The organism is Thioalkalivibrio sp. ARh3 (assembly GCF_000377265.1).
In the GTDB taxonomy this organism is placed as follows: Bacteria; Pseudomonadota; Gammaproteobacteria; order Ectothiorhodospirales; family Ectothiorhodospiraceae; genus Thioalkalivibrio; species Thioalkalivibrio thiocyanoxidans.
Genome location: NZ_KB897947.1, coordinates 422,809 through 441,141 on the forward strand (window position 1 = coordinate 422,809; position 18,333 = coordinate 441,141).

Consider the following 18,333-nt stretch of genomic DNA (forward strand, 5'->3'; position numbering starts at 1 on the left):
ATGCCCATGACGATGCACGTGGATGTGGTCAGCGCCGAGGAGTCGATCTACTCCGGCACCGCGCTGATGATCGCGGCCCCGGCCGAGGGTGGCGAGGTCGGCGTCTATGCGGGCCACACCCAGATGCTGGCACGGCTGAACCCGGGCGAGCTGCGCATCCTGGAAAAGGAAGGTGCCGACCCGCAGCCGGTGTTCGTCTCGGGCGGGATCCTCGAGGTCCAGCCCTATCACGTGACCGTGCTTGCGGACACGGCGGTACGGGCCAAGGACCTCGACGAGGCCGAGGCCCTGGAGGCGCAGAAGCGCGCGGAAGAGGCCCTGGCCAATTCCAAGGCCGATTTCGACTACGCCAAGGCGCAGGCGGAACTCGCGGAGGCTGCCGCCCGCCTGCAAATGATCCAGAAGCTGCGCCGGAAATAATCCGGCAAACTGCGACGGATGACCGACCCCAAGGGCCAACCGATTCGGTTGGCCCTTTATGATTGCACCCATGCCTGAAACGACACCCCTTCATATCGCGGTCCTGGCGGCGGGTAAGGGCACGCGCATGCGGTCGCGCCTCCCCAAGGTCCTGCAATCGCTTGCCGGACGCCCCCTCCTTGCCCATGTCCTGCAGCGCGTGGCACCGCTGGATGCGGCCGCGGTTCATGTCGTGGTCAGCCACGAACAGGAACGCGTGCGAACGGCGTTTGCCGATCACATGCCCCCTCTCGAGTGGATCGACCAGGGCGAGCCGCGGGGGACCGGACATGCGGTCTATCAGGCCCTGAAACAGATCCCGGACAACGCGCGGGTGCTCGTCACCTACGGGGATGTCCCGCGGATCCCGGTCACAGACCTGGAGGCCTGTGCCCGTGGAGCCGGCGTGACGGTTCTGGCCGCTCAGGTCTCCGACCCGAGCGGCTACGGTCGCCTGATCCTCGACGGCGCTGGCCAGCTCGAGCGCATCGTCGAGCACAAGGAGGCCACCGCGGCGGAGCGTGCGGTCGATCTGATCAACACCGGTGTCCTTGCGGCACCCGCCGGCGACCTGCGTCGCTGGCTTGCGTCCTGCGAACCGGAACCAACTGGGCCCCGGGAATGGTATCTGACGGATATCGTGGCCGTGGCGCGAGGTCAGGGGCGGATAATCGATGTCGTGCGCAGCTGCGACCCCGCGGCCGTACTGGGTGTCAATGACCGCGAGCAACTGGCCGTGCAGGAGCGCTTGCACCAGGCGGAGGAGTGCTCGCGCATGATGCGGGAAGGCCTCGCCGTAGCGGACCCCGCGCGCCTGGATGTGCGCGGCGTCCTGAAATTCGGACAGGACTGCACGATTGACGTGAACGTCGTGATCGAGGGCACGGTGACCCTGGCGGATGATGTCTATATTGGCCCCGGCTGCGTGCTGCGCGATTGCGAGATCGGATCCGGCACGCAGATCGCGGCACACAGTGTCCTGGAAGGTGTGCGGCTCGGCGAAGCCGCCAACGTTGGACCGTTTGCTCGCTTGCGGCCGGGTACGGAATTGGGCCCCGGCGCCCGCGTGGGCAATTTTGTCGAGATCAAGAACGCTACGCTCGGCCCCGGCGCGAAGGCCAACCACCTGACCTATGTCGGGGACGCAAGCGTCGGGGCTGGCGCCAATCTGGGGGCAGGAACGATCACCTGCAACTATGATGGTGCGAACAAGCATCGCACCGAGATCGGCGAGCGTGCGTTCATCGGCTCGAACACGGCCCTGGTGGCGCCCATTCGCATCGGGGATGATGCGACGGTCGGTGCAGGTTCGACCTTGTCCGACGATGTGGAGCCACGCGCGCTGGCGTTGACCCGCGCCCGCCCGCGCATCATCCAGGACTGGCCGCGCCCGAAAAAGAAATCTGACTAAGGAGCTTCCATGTGCGGCCTGCTGGCAGGTATTGGTGAGCGCAATCTGGTCCCGATTTTTGTCGAGGGTCTGCATCGACTGGAATACCGCGGGTATGACTCTGCGGGTGTAGCGGTCGTCGCGGACCATGCGCTGCGCGACGTCCGTGCGGTCGGCAAGGTGTCCGCGCTCGAGGAACAGATCCAGGCTGTGGGTCTGCAGGGGCCGGTCGGGATCGCGCATACGCGCTGGGCCACGCACGGACCACCGACCGAGGTGAATGCGCATCCCCACCGCTCGCGGGATGGGCGGGTCGCGATCGTCCATAACGGCATCATCGAAAACCACGCGAAGCTGCGAACCGACCTGGCAGCGGCCGGTTGGCCCTGTGCGTCGGCAACCGACAGCGAGGTGATCGCCCACCGCATCGAGCGCAGCCTGCTCGACGGTGCCTCCCCCCTCGAGGCCATGCGCCATGCCTGTGCCGAGCTGGAGGGCGCGTACGCCATTGCCGCGGTATTTGCCGACTTTCCCGACGAGCTGATTGTTGCGCGGTCCGGCAGCCCGCTGATCCTGGGACTGGGCATTGGCGAGTTCTTCGCGGCGTCGGATGTCCAGGCGCTCTTGCCGGTTACGCAGCGTTTCATCGACCTCGAAGATGGCGATATCGCGCGGCTGACCCGCGACGGTGTGGAGGTCCAGGACCTGCATGGCCAGCCGGTCGAGCGCCGCATGCGCGAGACCAGCTGCCAGGCGAGCGTGGCCGATCGCGGCGAGTACCGCCACTTCATGCTCAAGGAGATCTACGAGCAACCCCACGCGCTGGAGGAGACCCTGTCCGGTCGCTTGGGCGAGGATACCGTACTGGAAAACATCCTCGGGCCCGGCACGAGCGAGCACTTGGCTGACGTCGGTGCCGTCCAGATCATTGCCTGCGGCACCAGCTACCACGCCGGCATGGTCGCCGCCCACTGGATCGAGGAGCACCTGGGCCTGCCCGCCCGTGTCGACGTGGCCAGCGAATACCGCTACCGGCGTCACGTATTGGCCCCGGGCACGCTACTGGTCGTGATCTCCCAGTCGGGGGAGACCGCCGATACCCTCGCCGTGCTCCGGCAATCCCAGGAGGAGCCCTTCCTGGCGCGCCTCGCCATCTGCAATGTCCCGGAAAGCACCATGGCGCGAGCTGCCGATCTGGTGCTCATGACGCACGCCGGCCCCGAGATCGGCGTCGCCTCCACCAAGGCCTTTACTACCCAGCTGGCCGCTCTGGCGACCCTCGTGCTGCTCCTCGGGCAGACCGCCACGGCCGCCCGTATGACCGCCGAGGCGCGCGCGACCGCCGTTACCGCCCTGCGCGGTCTCCCGGATCAGGTTGCCCGCATCCTCGCCCTGGATGGCCCGATTGCCCGTATCGCCGAAGACCTGCTGGAGCGTCACCATGCCCTCTTCCTCGGGCGCGGGGCGTACTTCCCGATCGCCCTGGAAGGTGCGCTCAAGCTGAAGGAGATCTCCTATATTCACGCGGAGGCCTATCCCTCGGGCGAGTTGAAGCACGGCCCACTGGCGCTGGTCGACACCGAGATGCCTGTGGTTGCGGTGGCCCCCGACGACGCGCAGCTGGAAAAACTCTCCAGCAATCTGCAGGAGGTGCGCGCCCGGGGAGGCCAGCTGATCGTAATTGGCGAGTCCAGTGCAGCCCGCACCCTGGCCCCGGAGGACATCTGGATCGGCCTGCCGCAGAGCGAGCCCCTCAGTCCCTGGCTGGCGCCGGTCCTGCTGACCGTGCCGTTGCAGTTGCTCGCCTACCATACGGCCGTGCTGAAGGGCACCGACGTCGACCAGCCGCGCAATCTGGCGAAATCGGTGACGGTGGAATAGCGCCCCGTACTCGGCACTACCAGACTTTCTATCAGGAAACGCTTGTATTCCCCGGGTGGGTCGGCTAGATTCGGGCGCGCTCGAATAACCGTACGATCAGGAGTACCCCATGGATCAGCAAGAGCTCAACAACCGTTGCGTTACCCTGTTTCAGTCCCCGCGCATCCAGACTAAGCTCTGGAATCCGCGCATGTTCTGGAACGTCGGCCGCAAGCTGAATGTGACCCCCGAGGAACTGACCGAGCCGAAGGTCGACCTCTGCGAGCTCGAGGTGATGCTGTCCGCGGCCGCCTATGAGCCGTCCCAGTGCGCCGACAACCTGAATGGTCGTGAATCCGGCCGCGCCGACTTCATCCGTCGTGCCGTGCAGTCCGGCCAGCGTCCGTTCCTGCGTCGCGCTGCCTGACCCAGTCTCCTGACTGGTGATGTCGAAGACCCGGCCTTTGCGCCGGGTCTTTTGTTTGGGGCCTCGGTCAGGCCTTCTCAGCCGCGCGTCTCCAGCCAGAAGGTCACCGGGCCGTCGTTGACCAGGCTGACCTGCATGTCCGCACCGAAGTGGCCGCTGGCGACCCGCGGGTGTAATCCCCGCGCCTGAGCCACCAGGTATTCGAACAGGGCCTGGCCGTGCTCCGGGCTGGCGGCGGCGGTAAAGCTCGGACGCATCCCCTTGCGCGTATCCGCGGCCAGTGTGAACTGCGGCACCAGCAGCAGACCGCCACCGGTATCCTGCAGGCTACGATTCATGCGCCCCTCGTCATCCGCGAACACGCGATAGCCGAGCATGCGCTCCAGCAGCCGTTTCGCCGCCGATTCGTTGTCCTGTGGCTGCACCGCGACCAGCGCCAGCAGTCCCGGCCCGATCGCGCCGACGCGTTCGCCGCCGCTGTCCACCGCGGCCTCGGTCACCCGCTGGATCAGGGCAATCACGCCGAGGCCGCCCCGGTCCCGCCCGCGACCTGCCCCGCCAGATCGTCGGCCAGGGTGTCGGTTGCCGCGACCAGCTTGCGCACAATGCCCGGTTCGGCCGCGGAGTGTCCGGCGTCCGCGACGATCGCCATGTGCGCCTGCGGCCAGGCCCGGTGCAGCTCTACCGCCTGCTCTACCGGGCACACCACGTCATAGCGCCCGTGCACGATCCAGCCCGGTATATCGCGCAGGCGCGGCGCGTCGCGCAGCAACTGCTCCGGTTCCAGGAAGGTGTCGTGCATGAAGTAGTGGCACTCCAGCCGCGCCAGGCTCACGGCCACGTCCGGGTCTTCAAAGTGCGCGATCACGTCGTCGTTCGGGATCAGGCAGGAGGCGTGCCCCTCCCAGCCCGACCAGGCGCGGGCAGCCGCTCGGCGGACTTCGGGATCTGTGTGGGTCAACCGCCGGTGGTAGGCCCCGACCAGGTCGTCGCGCTCCTCCGCGGGAATCGGCCGTAGGTAGTGCGCCCACGCCTCGGGAAACAGGCGGTCGGCCCCCGACTGGTAGAACCACTGGATGTCCCGCGGCCGGCACAGGAATACGCCGCGCAGGACCAGGCCGAGCACGCGCTCCGGGTGGGTCTGGGCATAGGCCAGCCCCAGCGTCGAGCCCCAGGAACCACCGAACACCGCCCAGCGCTCGATCCCCAGGTGCTCGCGCAGGCGTTCGATATCGGCCACCGCGTGCCAGGTGGTGTTGGCCTCCAGACTCGCGTGAGGCGTCGAACGCCCGCAGCCACGCTGGTCGAACAGCACGATGCGGTAGCGTTGCGGGTCGTAGAAGCGCCGATGCCACGGCTCGCAGCCCGAGCCCGGCCCGCCGTGCAGGAATACGACCGGGATCCCGTCGGGTGTGCCACATTCTTCAAAGTAGAGCTCGTGGCCGTCACCCACCGCGAGCCTTCCTGTGCTGTGCGGTTCGATCTCCGGGTACAGGGTGTCCATCAGTGTTTTCCTAGATTGCGGGCCCCGAGTGTCGCCAAAACGTGCGCGCAGGGAAAGTGCGCGGCTCGCCTATTCGTCGATGAGCTGCCCCCGGTACACGCGGCGTCGTTGCGGCTCCACGCGGCGCTCCGGTGTGTCCGGCGAAGCTTCTGGCGGTGCCAGGTGCCCCGAACGCTGCAACTCGCTGCGCAGCGAGAGTGCGGCGGCCCGGGCGGCGCTCGACTGCGAGCGTGAGGCGTAGTCAAGAATCGCCTCCATGAAGTCCGGGTGGGTGACCGACAGCCGTACCACCGCCGGGAACTCCGCGCGGAGGTTCCGGCGCAGCTCGGCAGCCAGGCTCAAGCTTTTGCGATTGTGCATACCGGTCCCCCACCGTTGATGCGTCCGCCCATCTTGTATGCAAGCGGGGTGCCATGGGCTTGGTCCCAGCTTGAGTGGCATGCGCGGGGATCTGTTGCCTCCACCAGGTGCAGAAGGGCGAGCGCCTGCACCGACAATGGGCGCCACCTTGCAACCGCTGTGGGTATGGCGGCGCTTGCGAAGCAGGCCTCGCCGCCCTATGTTGCGGGCCATGGAAACGCCCGCCGTCCCCGCCTCCATCCGCCGCCTGGCCGGCCGCGCCATCGCGGACTTCGACATGATCCGCGAGGGCGACCGCATCCTCGTCGGGTTGTCCGGCGGCAAGGATTCGCTGACCCTGCTGTGGCTGCTGCACAATCTGTCGCGGCGGGCACCCGTGCGCTTCGAGGTCGGCGCGGTCACGATCAACCCGGAGATCGAGGGCTTCGAGCCGCAGCGGTTGATGGACTATCTCGGCGGGTATGGCATCCCGTATCACTTCGTCTCCGAGCCGATCGCGGAACTGGCCGGCGAGCACATGGACAACGACTCGTTCTGCTCCTTCTGCTCGCGAATGAAACGTGGCCTGATGTATCGCACCGCGCGCGAACACGGCTACAACGTGCTGGCGCTGGGCCAGCACCTGGATGACCTCGCCGAGAGCTTCATGATGAGCGCCTTCCACGGTGGCCAGCTGCGCACGATGAAGGCCCATTACGCGATTGACGCCGGCGACCTGCGGGTGATCCGCCCGCTGGTCTACGTGCGCGAGCGCCAGACCCGGGATTTCGCCGAGGCCGCCGGGCTGCCGGTGATCCTGGACAACTGCCCGGCCTGCTTCGCGATGCCCACCCAGCGCGAACACATGAAGCAGCTGCTCGCGCAGGAGGAGGCCCAGCACCCGCGGTTGTTCCGCAACCTGCGCACCACCCTGAAGCCGCTGATGACCGAGGGCGGCATCCCGCCGCGGACCCCGGCCGACCCACCCGAATCTTGCGATCATGGCCGAACGCCGGCATCTGCGTGACCGGCTGATCGCCGGCGGTCTGCGCCTGCTCGCCCGCCTCCCGCTGCGCGTGAATCATGCGCTGGGCGGGTTGCTCGGTGCGCTGGCCTGGTACTGGCCGACGCGCTCCGCCCGGATCACCCGCCGCAACCTCGAACTCTGTTTCCCGGACAAGGACGCCGCCTGGCGCCGCCGGGTCGGCCGTCGATCGCTGATGGCGATGGGCCGGGCGCTGACCGAGTCCCCCTGGCTCTGGCAGGCCTCGCCGCAGACCCTCGCGCGACTGGCGGTGGAGCCGCCCCGCTACGCCCGCCTGCGCGAACGCGAGGGCGGGCGGGCGCTGTTCCTGTGCGCCCCGCATCTGGGTTCCTGGGAGTTCGCCGGGCTGCAGGCCGCCTGCCACGGGCCGATGGCCACCCTGTACAGCCCGTTCAAGACGCCCGAGATCGACCGCTGGGTGCGCGAGGCCCGCGCCTCCACCGGCGCGACCCTGGCCCCGGCCGACCGCTCCGGGCTGCGCGTGCTGCAGCAGTCACGTGATCGCGGCGAGATCATCGGCATCCTGCCGGATCAGAGCCCGAAGGGCGCCTCCGGTACGCATGCACCGTTCTTCGGCCACCCGGCGCTGACCATGACCCTGCTGCCGCGCCTGCTGCGCGGGCGCGACGACCATGTCGTGTTCTTGTTCGCCGAGCGCCTGCCGAAGGGGCGCGGGTTTCGCTATCACGAGATCGAGGCCGGGCCGGAGGTCGCGGACCGCGACTTCGCCCGAGCGGCCGCCGCGATCAACGCCCATGTGGAGGCCCTGGTCCGGCGCTGCCCGGAGCAGTACAACTGGGCCTACAAGCGTTTCCACCCGGCCCCCGAGGGCCAGCCCAGCCCTTATAGAAGCGCTGAATAAAGCCATCCTGGCTTTCGGAGCCGCGCGCGGCGCTGCAACGTTCTGTATGCCTTTGCACGGGCAAAGGGATTTGCAGCTTGTGTCGGAATCCTCCACCTGCGGTGGTCGATTCCGGCGGCACGTCCCTGTGCCGCCGGGAAACGCCGATAAATCGATGTTTCCCGGTCGCTGACACCCGGTCGGGTCGGATCCCGCGCACAAAAAAGCCGCCGGACCCGGAGGTCGCGGCGGCCAGTGCCTCTGGCCCCGAGGGGCCGGAAGCGGATGCCTTACAGGCTGTAGTACATGTCGAACTCGACCGGATGGGTGGTCATGCGCATGCGCGTGACCTCTTCCATCTTCAGGTCGATGTAGGCATCGATCATGTCGTCGGTGAACACGCCACCCTGGGTCAGGTATTCGCGATCCTGGTTCAGGGCTTCCAGCGCCTGGTCCAGCGAATGGCAGACCTGCGGGATGCCCTTTTCCTCTTCCGGCGGCAGATCGTAGAGGTTCTTGTCCATCGCGTCGCCCGGGTGGATCTTGTTCTGGATCCCGTCCAGGCCGGCCATCAGCATTGCGGCGAACGCCAGATAGGGGTTGGCGGTGGAGTCCGGGAAGCGCAGCTCGATGCGACGGGCCTTCGGGCTCATCACGAACGGGATGCGCAGCGACGCGGAGCGGTTGCGCGCGGAGTAGGCCAGCATCACCGGCGCCTCGAAGCCCGGCACCAGACGCTTGTAGCTGTTGGTGGACGGGTTGGTGAAGGCGTTCAGCGAGCGGGCGTGCTTGATGATACCGCCGATGTAGTACAGCGCGGTCTCGGACAGACCGCCGTACAGGTCCCCGGAGAACAGGTTCTTGCCGTCCTTGGACAGCGACTGGTGCACGTGCATGCCGGAGCCGTTGTCGCCGACGATCGGCTTGGGCATGAAGGTCGCGGTCTTGCCGTGCATGTGGGCCACGTTCTGCACCACGTACTTCAGTACCTGGACCTCGTCGGCCTTCTGGGTCAGCGTTGCGGGGCCGACACCGATCTCGCACTGGCCGGCGGTGGCCACCTCATGGTGATGCACCTCGGTGACCAGACCCATCTCGGTCAGCACTTCGCACATGGTGGAGCGGATGTCGTGCAGGCTGTCGACCGGCGGGACCGGGAAGTAGCCGCCCTTCACGCCCGGGCGGTGGCCGATGTTGCCGTCCTCGTAGACGCGTTCGGAGTTCCAGGAGGCCTCGGAGGAGTCCACGCGGCAGTAGGAGCCGGAGAGATCCGCGCCCCACTTCACGTCGTCGAACACGAAGAATTCGTTCTCCGGGCCGAACAGCGCGGTATCGGCGATGCCGGTGCTCTGCAGGTAGGCCTCGGCGCGGCGCGCCAGCGAGCGCGGGCAGCGGTCGTAGCCCTGCATGGTGGCCGGCTCGACCACGTCGCAGCGGATGTTCATGGTCATGTCTTCGAAGAACGGGTCGATGACCGCGGACTCCGCATCCGGCATCAGGATCATGTCGGACTCGTTGATGCCCTTCCAGCCGGAGATCGAGGAGCCGTCGAACATCTTGCCTTCTTCAAAGGCCTCTTCGTCGAGGTCATGAGCCGGAACGGTTACATGCTGTTCCTTGCCCTTGGAGTCGGTGAAGCGGAAGTCGATGAAACGGACCTCCTTTTCCTGGATCTGCTTCAGCACGTCGGCTGCGGACATGGGAGTCTCCTTGAGTTTGCACTTCGTCTTTTAGGGTTTGCCGCACCGAATCGGGGCCGGGCGACGTCGATGCGGTTCTATGCAGGCATCATGCCACTTCGCCCAAATGGCCCCGTGACGGTGGTCCGGCACATGTACGGGGAATACAGCGCCGGCCTCTGCACGGTATCCGTGCGGCTTTGGCACCACAGTAGTGCATCAGGGTATTTGTTGCACATCCGTGGTGCATGGGCGATAGAGGATCTTCACTTCACCCAGCCGGCCCTTCAGTCGAGGATGGCCCTGCAGCGTCTGTGACAGGGCCTCGGCACGCACGTTCAGCTCCGCGGGGGTGCATGCCCCTTCAAGGCGCAGTGTCAGGGTCAGATGGATACGGCCGCCCAGATAATGCAGGGACAGGTGCTCCAGCCGGTCCAGCTCCGGACTGTCCGCCCATGCCTCGCGGACCGCCTCGGCGATCTCCGGGCGCAGGGGCAGATTCGAGCTGCGGGCCTGTTCCTCGTCGTTCTCCGGGTCGACGTGAACGGTGAAATCACGCAGACGCTGGTGTCGCTGGGTGACGGTCCGGTGAACGGCATCGGCGATCCGGTGCCCCTCGGAAACCGAGATCATCGGGGCGACCTGTACATGTACGTCGGCGACCACGTCGCTGCCGTGACGTCGTGTACGCAGCATGTGCGCATCCTTTACGCCGGGTACCTCCATGATAGTGCGATGGATGCGCTCGACCTCTTCGGGGTCCAGTGCCGTGTCGATCAGTTCGGCCGCGCTGCGCACGATCAGCCGTCCGGCGATGTGCAGGATGAACAGGGCGACGATCAGCGCGGCCAGGGCGTCGGCCCACGGGAAGCCCGCGACCGCGGCTCCGACCCCGACCAGCACGAACAGCGACGAGATCGCATCCGTGCGGTGGTGCCAGGCATTGGCGTCCAGCATGCGCGAGCCGGTGCGCTTCGCGACCCGGTGGGTGTATTGATAGAGCCCCTCCTTGGCCACCAGCGTCAGCACGGCGAAGGCAAGGGCGGCAGGGGCCGGTCCGATCGCGGCCTCGGTGTCCACAAGCCGCTGCCCGGCGGCCCAGGCGATCCCGAGGCCGGCCAGGGCGAGGAATACGCCCACCACCACCGTGGCCAGGGTTTCGATCCGGCCATGTCCGTAGGGGTGATCATGATCCGGCGAGGCTGCGGCCTTGCCGGCGGCAAACAGCACTACCCCGTCGGTGATCAGGTCCGACAGGGTGTGGACGCCGTCCGCAATCAGTGCCTGCGAGTTCAGCAGCCATCCGCTAAGCAGCTGTGCCAGGGCGAGGAAGGCGTTGACTACCGCACCCACAACGGTCACCCGGCGAGTGGCTCTGTAGCGCCGGCCGTTTTCTGGCGTGACTGCGGTTTCGGAGTTGGCGCGGGGATCGCTCAGGGCGGCTCTCCCGAAGGTAATCCAGACCCCAGTATGGGCGTGCTTCCGCCACATGCAAGACGCTTGCACTGCCGCCGGCGGTGGCCGCAGCCGGAGCCCGGCCGATATACTGTCCGCTTTGCCCTGACCCGGGATCCCGCATGGCGCACGAACGCACCCCGTCCAGCAGCAGCCCCACCTTCCAGGACCTGATCCGGCGTCTGCAGGATTACTGGAACGACCACGGCTGCGTGGTCCTGCAGCCCTACGACATGGAGATGGGGGCCGGCACGTTCCACCCGGCGACCTTCCTGCGTTCGATCGGGCCGGAGCCGTGGCGCGCGGCCTACGTGCAGCCCAGCCGCCGCCCCACCGACGGGCGCTATGGCGACAACCCCAACCGCCTGCAGCACTACTACCAGTTCCAGGTGCTGCTGAAGCCGTCGCCGCCGGACATCCAGGACCTCTACCTGGGCTCCCTGGAGGCGCTGGGCTTCGACACGCTCACCCATGATGTGCGCTTCGTCGAGGACAACTGGGAGTCGCCGACCCTTGGCGCCTGGGGTCTGGGATGGGAGGTCTGGCTGAACGGCATGGAGGTCACCCAGTTCACCTACTTCCAGCAGGTCGGCGGGCTGGACTGCCACCCGGTCTCCGGCGAGATCACCTACGGGCTGGAACGCCTGGCGATGTACCTGCAGGGGGTGGAAAGCGTATTCGACCTGGTGTGGACCGTCGGGCCCGACGGCCGCCCGGTGACTTATGGCGACGTCTATCACCAGAACGAGGTGGAGCAGTCCACCTACAACTTCGAGCACGCCGACCGCGATGCCCTGTTCGCCGCCTTCGATCAGCACGCAAACGAGAGCGACCGCATGATCGAGCTGGGCCTGCCGCTGCCGGCCTACGAACAGATGCTGCGCGCCTCGCACAGCTTCAATCTGCTGGATGCGCGCGGCGCCATCTCGGTCACCGAGCGCCAGCGCTACATCCTGCGCGTGCGCGAGCTGTCGCGAAACGTCGCGCAGAAGTACTACGACTCGCGCGAGGCCCTGGGCTTCCCGCTGTGCGCCGACGACGACTCGAGCAAGCCCGACGCCGCCTGAACCCTATTTTCCGGATCGCGCGCCCTTGCGCGCGGTCGTGATGGACCCGACACGGACCCGACATGGCTGAAGCCCGCGAACTCCTGATCGAACTGGGCACCGAGGAGCTGCCCCCCACCGCCCTGTCCCGGCTGCGTGACGCCCTGGCCGACGGCCTGGCCACCCGGCTGCGCGAGGCCGGGCTGGAACCGGGCGCGCCCGAGACCTTCGCCACCCCGCGCCGGCTGGCCGTGCTGTTCCCGGACGTCCCGGGGCAGCAGCCGGACCAGTTGCAGGAGCGTCGCGGCCCGGCCGTGGCCGCCGCCTTCGATGACGCCGGCGAGCCGACCAAGGCGGTGCTGGGCTTTGCCCGCTCCTGCGGCGTGGAGGTCGAGCGCCTGGAGCGCGAGACCACCGACAAGGGCGAATACCTGGTCTTCCGCCAGATGCAGCCGGGCCGTGCCCTCGGCGAGCTGCTGCCGGAGATGCTGGAAGCCGCGCTGGAAGCCCTGCCCACGCCCAAGCGCATGCGCTGGGGCAGCAGCCGCACCGAGTTCGTGCGTCCTGCGCACTGGCTGGTCGTCCTGCACGGGACCGAGGTGCTGGAGATGACGGTGCTGGAACAGACCGCCGGGCGGGCCACGCATGGCCACCGCTTCCATCAGCCCGGCGCGCTGGAGCTGAAGCGCGGGAGCGACTATGCCGAGCGGTTGCGCAGCCCCGGCTTTGTCGAGCCGTCGTTCGAGGCGCGGCGCGAGAACATCCTGGCCCAGGTGCATGAACAGGCCAAGGCCCTGGGCGGGCGCGCGCTGGTCGATGCCGACCTGCTGGACGAGGTGACCGCACTGGTGGAGTGGCCGGTCGCCCTGACCGGCGGCTTCGACCCGCGTTTCCTGGATGTCCCGCAGGAGGCGCTGATCTCCACCATGCAGGACCACCAGAAATACTTCCCGGTGGTCGACGAGGCCGGGCGCATGCAGCCGCACTTCATCGTGATCAGCAACATCGAGTCGCGCGACCCGCACGCGGTGCGCGACGGCAACGAGCGCGTGCTGCGTCCGCGCTTCGCCGATGCCGAGTTCTTCTGGCAGCAGGACCGAAAGAAGCGCCTGGAGGAACGGCTGGACGCGCTGGACTCGGTGGTGTTCGAGAAGCGCCTGGGCACGCTGCGCGACAAGTCCGTGCGACTGGAGGCCCTGATGCAGCGCCTGGCCGGCCTGATGGGGCTGGATGCCGGTTTCGCCGCGCGCGCCGCGCGCCTGGCCAAGTGCGATCTGGTGACCCAGATGGTGTTCGAGTTCACCGAGCTGCAGGGCACGATGGGCCGCTACTACGCCCTGCACGACCGCGAGGACGAAGCGGTTGCGGCCGCGATCGAACAGCACTACTGGCCACGTCAGTCCGGCTCCGAGCTGCCGGATGTCCCGCTGGCCCAGGCCCTGGCGCTCGCGGATCGGCTGGATACGCTGGTCGGGATCTTCGCGATCGGCAAGCAACCCACCGGCACCAAGGACCCGTTCGCCCTGCGCCGCGCCGCGCTGGGGCTGGTGCGCATCCTGGTCGAGCGCGAACTTCCGCTGGCACTGACTCCGCTGTTGCAGGCCGCCGCCGAGCCGATCCGCGAGCGCGTGCCGGAGGCCGACCAGGCGGTGGAACCGGTACGTGAGTACATCCTGGAGCGCCTGCGTGGCTACCTGCTGGAGCAGGGACAGGCGCACGAGACCATCGAGGCGGTGGCCGCGGTCACGCCTGATACGCCGCTGGATTTCGTCCGCCGCGTGCGCGCGGTCAGCCTGTTCCGCGAGCGTCCCGAGGCCGAGGCCCTGGCCGCGGCGAACAAGCGCATCCACAACCTGCTGCGCAAGGCCGGCGAGGAGGCCGAGGCTGACCTCGACCCCGAGGCCCTGGCGCTGGGCGAGGAGCGGAGCCTCTACCAGGGCCTGCAGGCAGTGCGTCCCGGTGTCGAGCAGGCCGTGGCCGATGGCGACTACCTGCACGCCCTGGGCGAGCTGGCGGGCCTGCGTGATCGCGTCGATACCTTCTTCGACCAGGTGATGGTGATGGCCGAGGATGCCGCCGAGCGGCGCAACCGCCTGGCCCTGCTGCGCGAGCTGCGCCGCGCGTTCGAGACCGTGGCCGACATCGGCCGCCTGGCCACGGGATAGCACCGCCGCATGCTCCCCCTGATCCGTGGCCTGCTGTTCCAGGTGGGGTTCATCGGCTCCACGCTGGTGTTCGGCCTGCTGGTCCCGCCGCTGATCTGGCCACTTTCGCGCCCGGCGCGCTACCGCGTCCTGACCCAGTGGGGGCGCTTCAACGTCTGGTGGCTGCGCATCACCTGCGGCGTGGACTACCGGGTGCGCGGCGCCGAGCACATCGACCCCTCGCGGCCGCATGTGGTGCTGTCCAAGCACCAGTCCGCCTGGGAGACGGTCGCCTTTGTGGCGATCTTTCCAATGCAGACCTGGGTGCTCAAGCGCGAGCTGATGCGCATCCCCCTGTTCGGCTGGACGCTGTCGATGCTGGACCCGGTCCCGATCGACCGCGAGGCCGGGCGCCAGGCCCTGGAGAACCTGGTCGCGGAGGGCCAGCAGCGCCTGGACCAGGGCCGCTGGGTGATCGTCTTCCCCGAGGGGACGCGCGTGGCACCGGGCGAGCACGGGCGCTACCGTCAGGGCGGCGCAATACTGGCGGCACGCACCGGCTACCCGGTGCTGCCGGTGGCGCTGAACAGCGGTAGCTTCTGGCCGAAAAAGGGCCTCCGGCGCTACCCCGGCACCATCGAGGTGGTGGTCGGCCCGCCGATCGAGACCGCCGGGCGCAAGCCCGTCGAGGTACTAAGCGAAGCCGAAGAATGGATCGAGACCACCATGGCCGAGATCGAGCCGCGTCCCGCGAAATCGCCGTCGGAGGAGCCGCATGGGCAGTGAACCCCTGATCAGCGCCCCGCTGGTCGAGCTGCGTGACCGCAGCATCTACCGCGTGGGTGCCTCGGACCCGGCCGTCTGGCTGATCGACGACCGCGAGCTGGGGGGTGTGCTGGTCAATGCCCCGGCCTACTCCGAGCCCTTGCTGGAGGCGATTCGGGCGCTCACGAAGCCCGCCTACCTGTTCCTGCCCAGCCGCCTTGGGGTGCGGGACCTGGGGGCCTGGAGGGCGGCCGGGCTGGAGACCCTCGCGTTCGAGGCCGAGGCCCCGGCGATCCGCGCCGCCGGCGGCGAGATCGACATCGCCTTCAACCGCAAGCAGCGGCTGTCGCGCACCATCGATTTCCTGCCGATGGCCGGGGTGACCGAGGGTACCTGCGCCCTGCGCCTGAAGAACCTGCCGGGTGTCGTGTTCTTTGGTCCCGCGCTGGCGCCGGGGGCGGATGGCTGGCCCACGCTGACCCAGAACCCGGGGGATCACTCCTTCGAGGCGCGCCTGTTCGGCGCCCTGGGCGTGAAGGACCTGAAGTTTGCCTACGCCTTCTGCGACCGCTTCGACCCGGCCAGCACGCAGTATGGCCCGGACGCCGACCAGCACATCCAGGCCCGCATCGAGGCGGTATTCGACGAATAGCAACTTCATATGGGGTGGAGTTGTATTGGCCTGTGGGAGGCCAGCCCTCTGGCCGATGGGGTCGGGCCGTGCCGTATCGCTCAGGGGGCTGAGCTCCCACAGGGCGGGGCGGTACTCGAGGATGCAGGGGCCTGACGGTGCGAGCCGTGTATGGCGGTCAGGCGCGGGCGATCAGGGTCTGGATCACGCGGCCGGCGGCCGTCAGACCGAAGATCGCGGGCAGGTAGGAGATCGTGCCGTTGACCGAGCGCGGCCGGCCGCCCTCGACCGGCCGGTGCTCGGTGCCCTTGCACGGCTGCTCGATCGAGAACACCACGGGGTAGTCGAGCCGCGCGTCCATGCGGCGCAGGTTCTTGCGCATCTGCCGCGCCAGCGGGCAGACGCGGGTAGATTCCAGCGGGCCGACGCGAACGGCCGTGGGGTCGATGCGCCCTCCGGCCCCCATGCTGGAGATCACGGCCTGGCCGCGGCGCTGCGCCCCGGCCACCAGCGCGGCCTTGCAGGCGATGGAGTCGATCGCGTCGAGCACGAAGTCGGCATCGTCCGGCACCAGGTCGGCGATGCTGTCCGGGCGCAGGAACTCGCGCCGGATGTTCAGCTCGATCTCCGGGTCGATATCGCGGATGCGCGCCTCCATCACCGCGGTCTTGGGCTGGTCCAGGGTGGAACGCAGGGCGACCAGCTGGCGGTTCAGGTTGGAGGCGGCGACCACGTCGTGATCCACCAGGGTCATGCGTCCTACCCCGGCGCGTGCGATGGCCTCGGCGGCATAGCTCCCGACGCCGCCCAGCCCGGCGATGAACACATGGCGGTCGCGCAGGCGCGCGGTGACATCGGGACCCAGCAGGAGGTCGGTGCGTTCGCTGTAGGGGTTGTGAGGCGTGCTCATGAATCCGGGTCGTTCGGGAGCCGGAGGACCCGGCGTGCATTTTGTGACGTGATTATAGCCATCTCGGCCGGGTCGATGTCGCGCAGGCGTGCCAGGTGGCGGTTCACCTCGGCGGTCATCATCGGTTCGTTGCGCTCGCCCTGGTGCCCGGCCAGCGGCTGGTCCGGGGCGTCGGTCTCCACGACCAGGGCCTCCAGCGGGGCCTCGCGCACCACGCGGTGCAGTCGTTTCGCCCGCTCGTAGGTCACCGGCCCGCCGATGCCCAGGCAGCAGCCGAGATCCGCCGCCTGCCGGGCCTGCTGCGGTGATCCGATAAAGGCGTGCAGGATGCCGGTCACGCCGGGCTGCTCGCGCAGGCCCTTCAGTACCGGGTCCAGCGCGCGCCGGCTGTGGATGATCACCGGCAGGTCGCGCTCCCGCGCGATCGCCAGCTGCCGCGTGTAGAAGCGCCACTGGCGGTCCCAGTCCAGCCCGTCCTGGTAGCCATCGAGCCCGATCTCGCCGACCGCGATGGTCTCCGGGTGCGTATCCAGCCAGGCCTCCAGGGCGTCGAGGTCCGCGTCCGCATGATCCTGCAGGAAGATTGGGTGCAGGCCGTAGGCGACATGCAGACCCGCGTGCTGGCGGTGCAGGGCCTCCAGGTCCGGCCAGCGCGCGCGGGTGACGCCGGGCAGGACGAGTTCCTGAACCCCGGCGGCGCGGGCGCGGTCCAGCACCGCCGGGCGATCCGGATCGAACGCGTCCAGGTCCAGGTGGACGTGGGTGTCGATCAGGTGCACCGGGCCGTCCGGGATCTATGGGCAGGGGTAGGTATAGCGGGCGTGGATGGCCTCGATGGCCTTCAGCACGGCATCGGACAGCGTGATGTCCACGGTCGCGATGTTCTCGCGCAGCTGTTCCATCGTGGTCGCCCCGATCAGGTTGCTGGTCACGAAGGGCTGCTGGTTGATGAAGGCCAGCGCCAGCTGCGACGGGGTCAGGCCATGTTCGCGCGCCAGTCGCGCGTACTCCGCGGTCGCGGCGAGGCCGGATTCGTTGCTGTAGCGCTGGAAGCGCTCGAACAGCGTCAGGCGTGCCCCCGCGGGCTTTGCCCCGTCCAGGTACTTGCCGGAGAGCATGCCGAAGGCTAGCGGCGAATAGGCCAGCAGGCCGGCATCCTCGCGGATGGCCATCTCCGCCAGGCCCGCCTCGAAGCTGCGGTTGAGCAGGTTGTAGGGGTTCTGGATGGAGACGATGCGCTCGGACAGGCCGCGGTCATGGGCGCGGATCCACTCCATGAACCCCCACGGGGTCTCGTTGGAGATGCCGATAGTGCGCACGCGGCCGCTCTCGACCACCGCCTTCAGTGCGGCCGCGGTCTCCTCGATCGGGGTCGCGCTTGCGTCCGGCTTGTGGACGTAGCCGAGCTGGCCGAAGAAGTTGGTGGCGCGCGCCGGCCAGTGGACCTGGTAGAGGTCCAGGTAGTCGGTCTGCAGGCGCTGGAGGCTGTCGTTCAGGGCCTGCTCGATGTGTTCGCGGTTCAGCTGCGGGCCGCCGCGCAGGTAGTCGATCATCCCGGGCCCGGCGACCTTGCTGGCCAGTACCACGCGGTCACGGTTGCCGCGCTTCGCCAGCCAATTGCCGATGTAGGTCTCGGTCAGCCCCTGGGTCTCCTCGCGCGGCGGCACCGGGTACATCTCCGCGGCATCAATCAGGTTCACGCCCTGATCGAGCGCGTAGTCCAGCTGTTCGTGGGCCTCGGCCTCGGTGTTCTGCTCGCCCCAGGTCATGGTGCCCAGGCCAATCAGGCTGACCTCGATATCGGTACGTCCCAGTTTGCGGTATTGCATGCGGTTCCC

Annotated in this window: 18 protein-coding genes; 10 read left to right on the top strand and 8 right to left on the bottom strand. The window is 68.1% G+C overall.

Annotation, left to right across the window (positions count from 1 at the left end):
* The 4 genes from C995_RS0101975 (at window position 1) to C995_RS0101990 (ending at window position 4,136) form a co-directional block, all read left to right on the top strand.
* Window positions 1-420: a F0F1 ATP synthase subunit epsilon gene (locus tag C995_RS0101975; RefSeq protein WP_018863332.1), complete on the top strand. Its 420-nt coding sequence runs from the start codon at window positions 1-3 to the stop codon at window positions 418-420.
* Window positions 421-547: 127 nt separating this feature from the next.
* A complete protein-coding gene (gene glmU / locus C995_RS0101980; RefSeq protein WP_019623872.1) occupies window positions 548-1,870 on the top strand; it encodes a bifunctional UDP-N-acetylglucosamine diphosphorylase/glucosamine-1-phosphate N-acetyltransferase GlmU in 1,323 nt (440 codons plus the stop codon).
* A 9-nt stretch (window positions 1,871-1,879) separates the two neighbouring features.
* Window positions 1,880-3,730 carry a glutamine--fructose-6-phosphate transaminase (isomerizing) gene (gene glmS, locus C995_RS0101985; RefSeq protein ID WP_018863334.1) on the top strand — a complete coding sequence of 617 codons (1,851 nt, stop codon included), beginning with the start codon at window positions 1,880-1,882 and terminating at the stop codon, window positions 3,728-3,730.
* A 109-nt stretch (window positions 3,731-3,839) separates the two neighbouring features.
* Window positions 3,840-4,136 carry a hypothetical protein gene (locus tag C995_RS0101990; protein WP_012983944.1) on the top strand — a complete coding sequence of 99 codons (297 nt, stop codon included), beginning with the start codon at window positions 3,840-3,842 and terminating at the stop codon, window positions 4,134-4,136.
* A gap of 77 nt (window positions 4,137-4,213) precedes the next feature.
* Here C995_RS0101990 and dtd read toward each other — a convergent pair whose 3' ends face one another.
* The 3 genes from dtd to C995_RS0102005 form a co-directional block, all read right to left on the bottom strand.
* Window positions 4,214-4,657, bottom strand: a complete 444-nt coding sequence (dtd, locus tag C995_RS0101995; RefSeq protein WP_018863335.1) for a D-aminoacyl-tRNA deacylase — start codon at window positions 4,655-4,657, stop codon at window positions 4,214-4,216.
* Entirely contained in the window at window positions 4,654-5,640 is a 987-nt protein-coding gene (gene pip, locus C995_RS0102000) for a prolyl aminopeptidase (RefSeq protein WP_018863336.1), read from the bottom strand. Before pip ends, dtd begins: the two co-directional genes overlap by 4 nt.
* 69 nt (window positions 5,641-5,709) lie before the next feature.
* Complete coding sequence (locus C995_RS0102005) at window positions 5,710-6,000, bottom strand: hypothetical protein (RefSeq protein WP_018863337.1); 291 nt, start codon at window positions 5,998-6,000, stop codon at window positions 5,710-5,712.
* 211 nt (window positions 6,001-6,211) lie between these two features.
* Between C995_RS0102005 and C995_RS0102010 the strand changes: the two genes are divergently transcribed.
* Both C995_RS0102010 and C995_RS0102015 read left to right on the top strand, forming a co-directional pair.
* The gene (locus tag C995_RS0102010; RefSeq protein ID WP_018863338.1) at window positions 6,212-7,006 is read left to right on the top strand and encodes a tRNA 2-thiocytidine(32) synthetase TtcA; all 795 of its coding nucleotides are present in this window, start codon (window positions 6,212-6,214) and stop codon (window positions 7,004-7,006) included.
* Window positions 6,981-7,886, top strand: coding sequence for a lysophospholipid acyltransferase family protein (locus tag C995_RS0102015; RefSeq protein WP_018863339.1), 906 nt, complete (start codon window positions 6,981-6,983; stop codon window positions 7,884-7,886). The genes C995_RS0102010 and C995_RS0102015 overlap by 26 nt, the downstream gene beginning before the upstream one ends.
* A gap of 269 nt (window positions 7,887-8,155) precedes the next feature.
* On the opposite strand, the gene glnA is transcribed toward C995_RS0102015, so the two are convergent.
* Window positions 8,156-9,565 carry a glutamate--ammonia ligase gene (gene glnA, locus C995_RS0102020; RefSeq protein ID WP_018863340.1) on the bottom strand — a complete coding sequence of 470 codons (1,410 nt, stop codon included), beginning with the start codon at window positions 9,563-9,565 and terminating at the stop codon, window positions 8,156-8,158.
* A 198-nt stretch (window positions 9,566-9,763) separates the two neighbouring features.
* A complete protein-coding gene (locus C995_RS0102025; protein ID WP_026278885.1) occupies window positions 9,764-11,035 on the bottom strand; it encodes a cation diffusion facilitator family transporter in 1,272 nt (423 codons plus the stop codon).
* A gap of 86 nt (window positions 11,036-11,121) precedes the next feature.
* Here C995_RS0102025 and glyQ point away from each other — a divergent pair, with 86 nt between their 5' ends.
* The 4 genes from glyQ to C995_RS0102045 all read left to right on the top strand — a co-directional run bounded on the left by glyQ (window position 11,122) and on the right by C995_RS0102045 (window position 15,606).
* Window positions 11,122-12,066, top strand: coding sequence for a glycine--tRNA ligase subunit alpha (gene glyQ / locus C995_RS0102030; protein ID WP_018863342.1), 945 nt, complete (start codon window positions 11,122-11,124; stop codon window positions 12,064-12,066).
* Window positions 12,067-12,128: 62 nt separating this feature from the next.
* The gene (glyS, locus tag C995_RS0102035) at window positions 12,129-14,210 is read left to right on the top strand and encodes a glycine--tRNA ligase subunit beta (RefSeq protein ID WP_018863343.1); all 2,082 of its coding nucleotides are present in this window, start codon (window positions 12,129-12,131) and stop codon (window positions 14,208-14,210) included.
* 9 nt (window positions 14,211-14,219) lie between these two features.
* A complete protein-coding gene (locus C995_RS0102040) occupies window positions 14,220-14,975 on the top strand; it encodes a 1-acyl-sn-glycerol-3-phosphate acyltransferase (protein ID WP_018863344.1) in 756 nt (251 codons plus the stop codon).
* Window positions 14,965-15,606, top strand: coding sequence for a hypothetical protein (locus C995_RS0102045; protein WP_018863345.1), 642 nt, complete (start codon window positions 14,965-14,967; stop codon window positions 15,604-15,606). The genes C995_RS0102040 and C995_RS0102045 overlap by 11 nt, the downstream gene beginning before the upstream one ends.
* Before the next feature lie 157 nt (window positions 15,607-15,763).
* Here C995_RS0102045 and C995_RS0102050 read toward each other — a convergent pair whose 3' ends face one another.
* Genes C995_RS0102050 through C995_RS0102060 form a run of 3 tightly spaced genes read right to left on the bottom strand, consistent with a single transcriptional unit; the run spans window position 15,764 to window position 18,324 of the window.
* Window positions 15,764-16,495: a ThiF family adenylyltransferase gene (locus tag C995_RS0102050; protein WP_018863346.1), complete on the bottom strand. Its 732-nt coding sequence runs from the start codon at window positions 16,493-16,495 to the stop codon at window positions 15,764-15,766.
* Window positions 16,492-17,274, bottom strand: coding sequence for a TatD family hydrolase (locus tag C995_RS0102055; RefSeq protein ID WP_018863347.1), 783 nt, complete (start codon window positions 17,272-17,274; stop codon window positions 16,492-16,494). Before C995_RS0102055 ends, C995_RS0102050 begins: the two co-directional genes overlap by 4 nt.
* Window positions 17,275-17,289: 15 nt before the next feature.
* Window positions 17,290-18,324 (bottom strand): NADP(H)-dependent aldo-keto reductase, encoded by a 1,035-nt coding sequence (locus tag C995_RS0102060; protein ID WP_018863348.1) that lies wholly within the window; start codon window positions 18,322-18,324, stop codon window positions 17,290-17,292.
* Between the last annotated feature and the right edge of the window lie 9 nt (window positions 18,325-18,333).

Bases quoted from the DNA above. Each gene is read 5' to 3' on its own strand.
- C995_RS0102010 (WP_018863338.1), top strand. From the start codon at position 6,212: ATGGAAACGCCCGCCGTCCCCGCCTCCATCCGCCGCCTGGCCGGCCGC.
- C995_RS0101990 (WP_012983944.1), top strand. From the start codon at position 3,840: ATGGATCAGCAAGAGCTCAACAACCGTTGCGTTACCCTGTTTCAGTCC.
- glmS (WP_018863334.1), top strand. From the start codon at position 1,880: ATGTGCGGCCTGCTGGCAGGTATTGGTGAGCGCAATCTGGTCCCGATT.
- C995_RS0102015 (WP_018863339.1), top strand. From the start codon at position 6,981: ATGGCCGAACGCCGGCATCTGCGTGACCGGCTGATCGCCGGCGGTCTG.
- C995_RS0102040 (WP_018863344.1), top strand. From the start codon at position 14,220: ATGCTCCCCCTGATCCGTGGCCTGCTGTTCCAGGTGGGGTTCATCGGC.
- C995_RS0101975 (WP_018863332.1), top strand. From the start codon at position 1: ATGCCCATGACGATGCACGTGGATGTGGTCAGCGCCGAGGAGTCGATC.
- glyS (WP_018863343.1), top strand. From the start codon at position 12,129: ATGGCTGAAGCCCGCGAACTCCTGATCGAACTGGGCACCGAGGAGCTG.
- glnA (WP_018863340.1), bottom strand. From the start codon at position 9,565: ATGTCCGCAGCCGACGTGCTGAAGCAGATCCAGGAAAAGGAGGTCCGT.
- C995_RS0102025 (WP_026278885.1), bottom strand. From the start codon at position 11,035: ATGTGGCGGAAGCACGCCCATACTGGGGTCTGGATTACCTTCGGGAGA.
- C995_RS0102045 (WP_018863345.1), top strand. From the start codon at position 14,965: ATGGGCAGTGAACCCCTGATCAGCGCCCCGCTGGTCGAGCTGCGTGAC.
- C995_RS0102050 (WP_018863346.1), bottom strand. From the start codon at position 16,495: ATGAGCACGCCTCACAACCCCTACAGCGAACGCACCGACCTCCTGCTG.
- C995_RS0102005 (WP_018863337.1), bottom strand. From the start codon at position 6,000: ATGCACAATCGCAAAAGCTTGAGCCTGGCTGCCGAGCTGCGCCGGAAC.
- glyQ (WP_018863342.1), top strand. From the start codon at position 11,122: ATGGCGCACGAACGCACCCCGTCCAGCAGCAGCCCCACCTTCCAGGAC.
- C995_RS0102060 (WP_018863348.1), bottom strand. From the start codon at position 18,324: ATGCAATACCGCAAACTGGGACGTACCGATATCGAGGTCAGCCTGATT.
- glmU (WP_019623872.1), top strand. From the start codon at position 548: ATGCGGTCGCGCCTCCCCAAGGTCCTGCAATCGCTTGCCGGACGCCCC.
- pip (WP_018863336.1), bottom strand. From the start codon at position 5,640: ATGGACACCCTGTACCCGGAGATCGAACCGCACAGCACAGGAAGGCTC.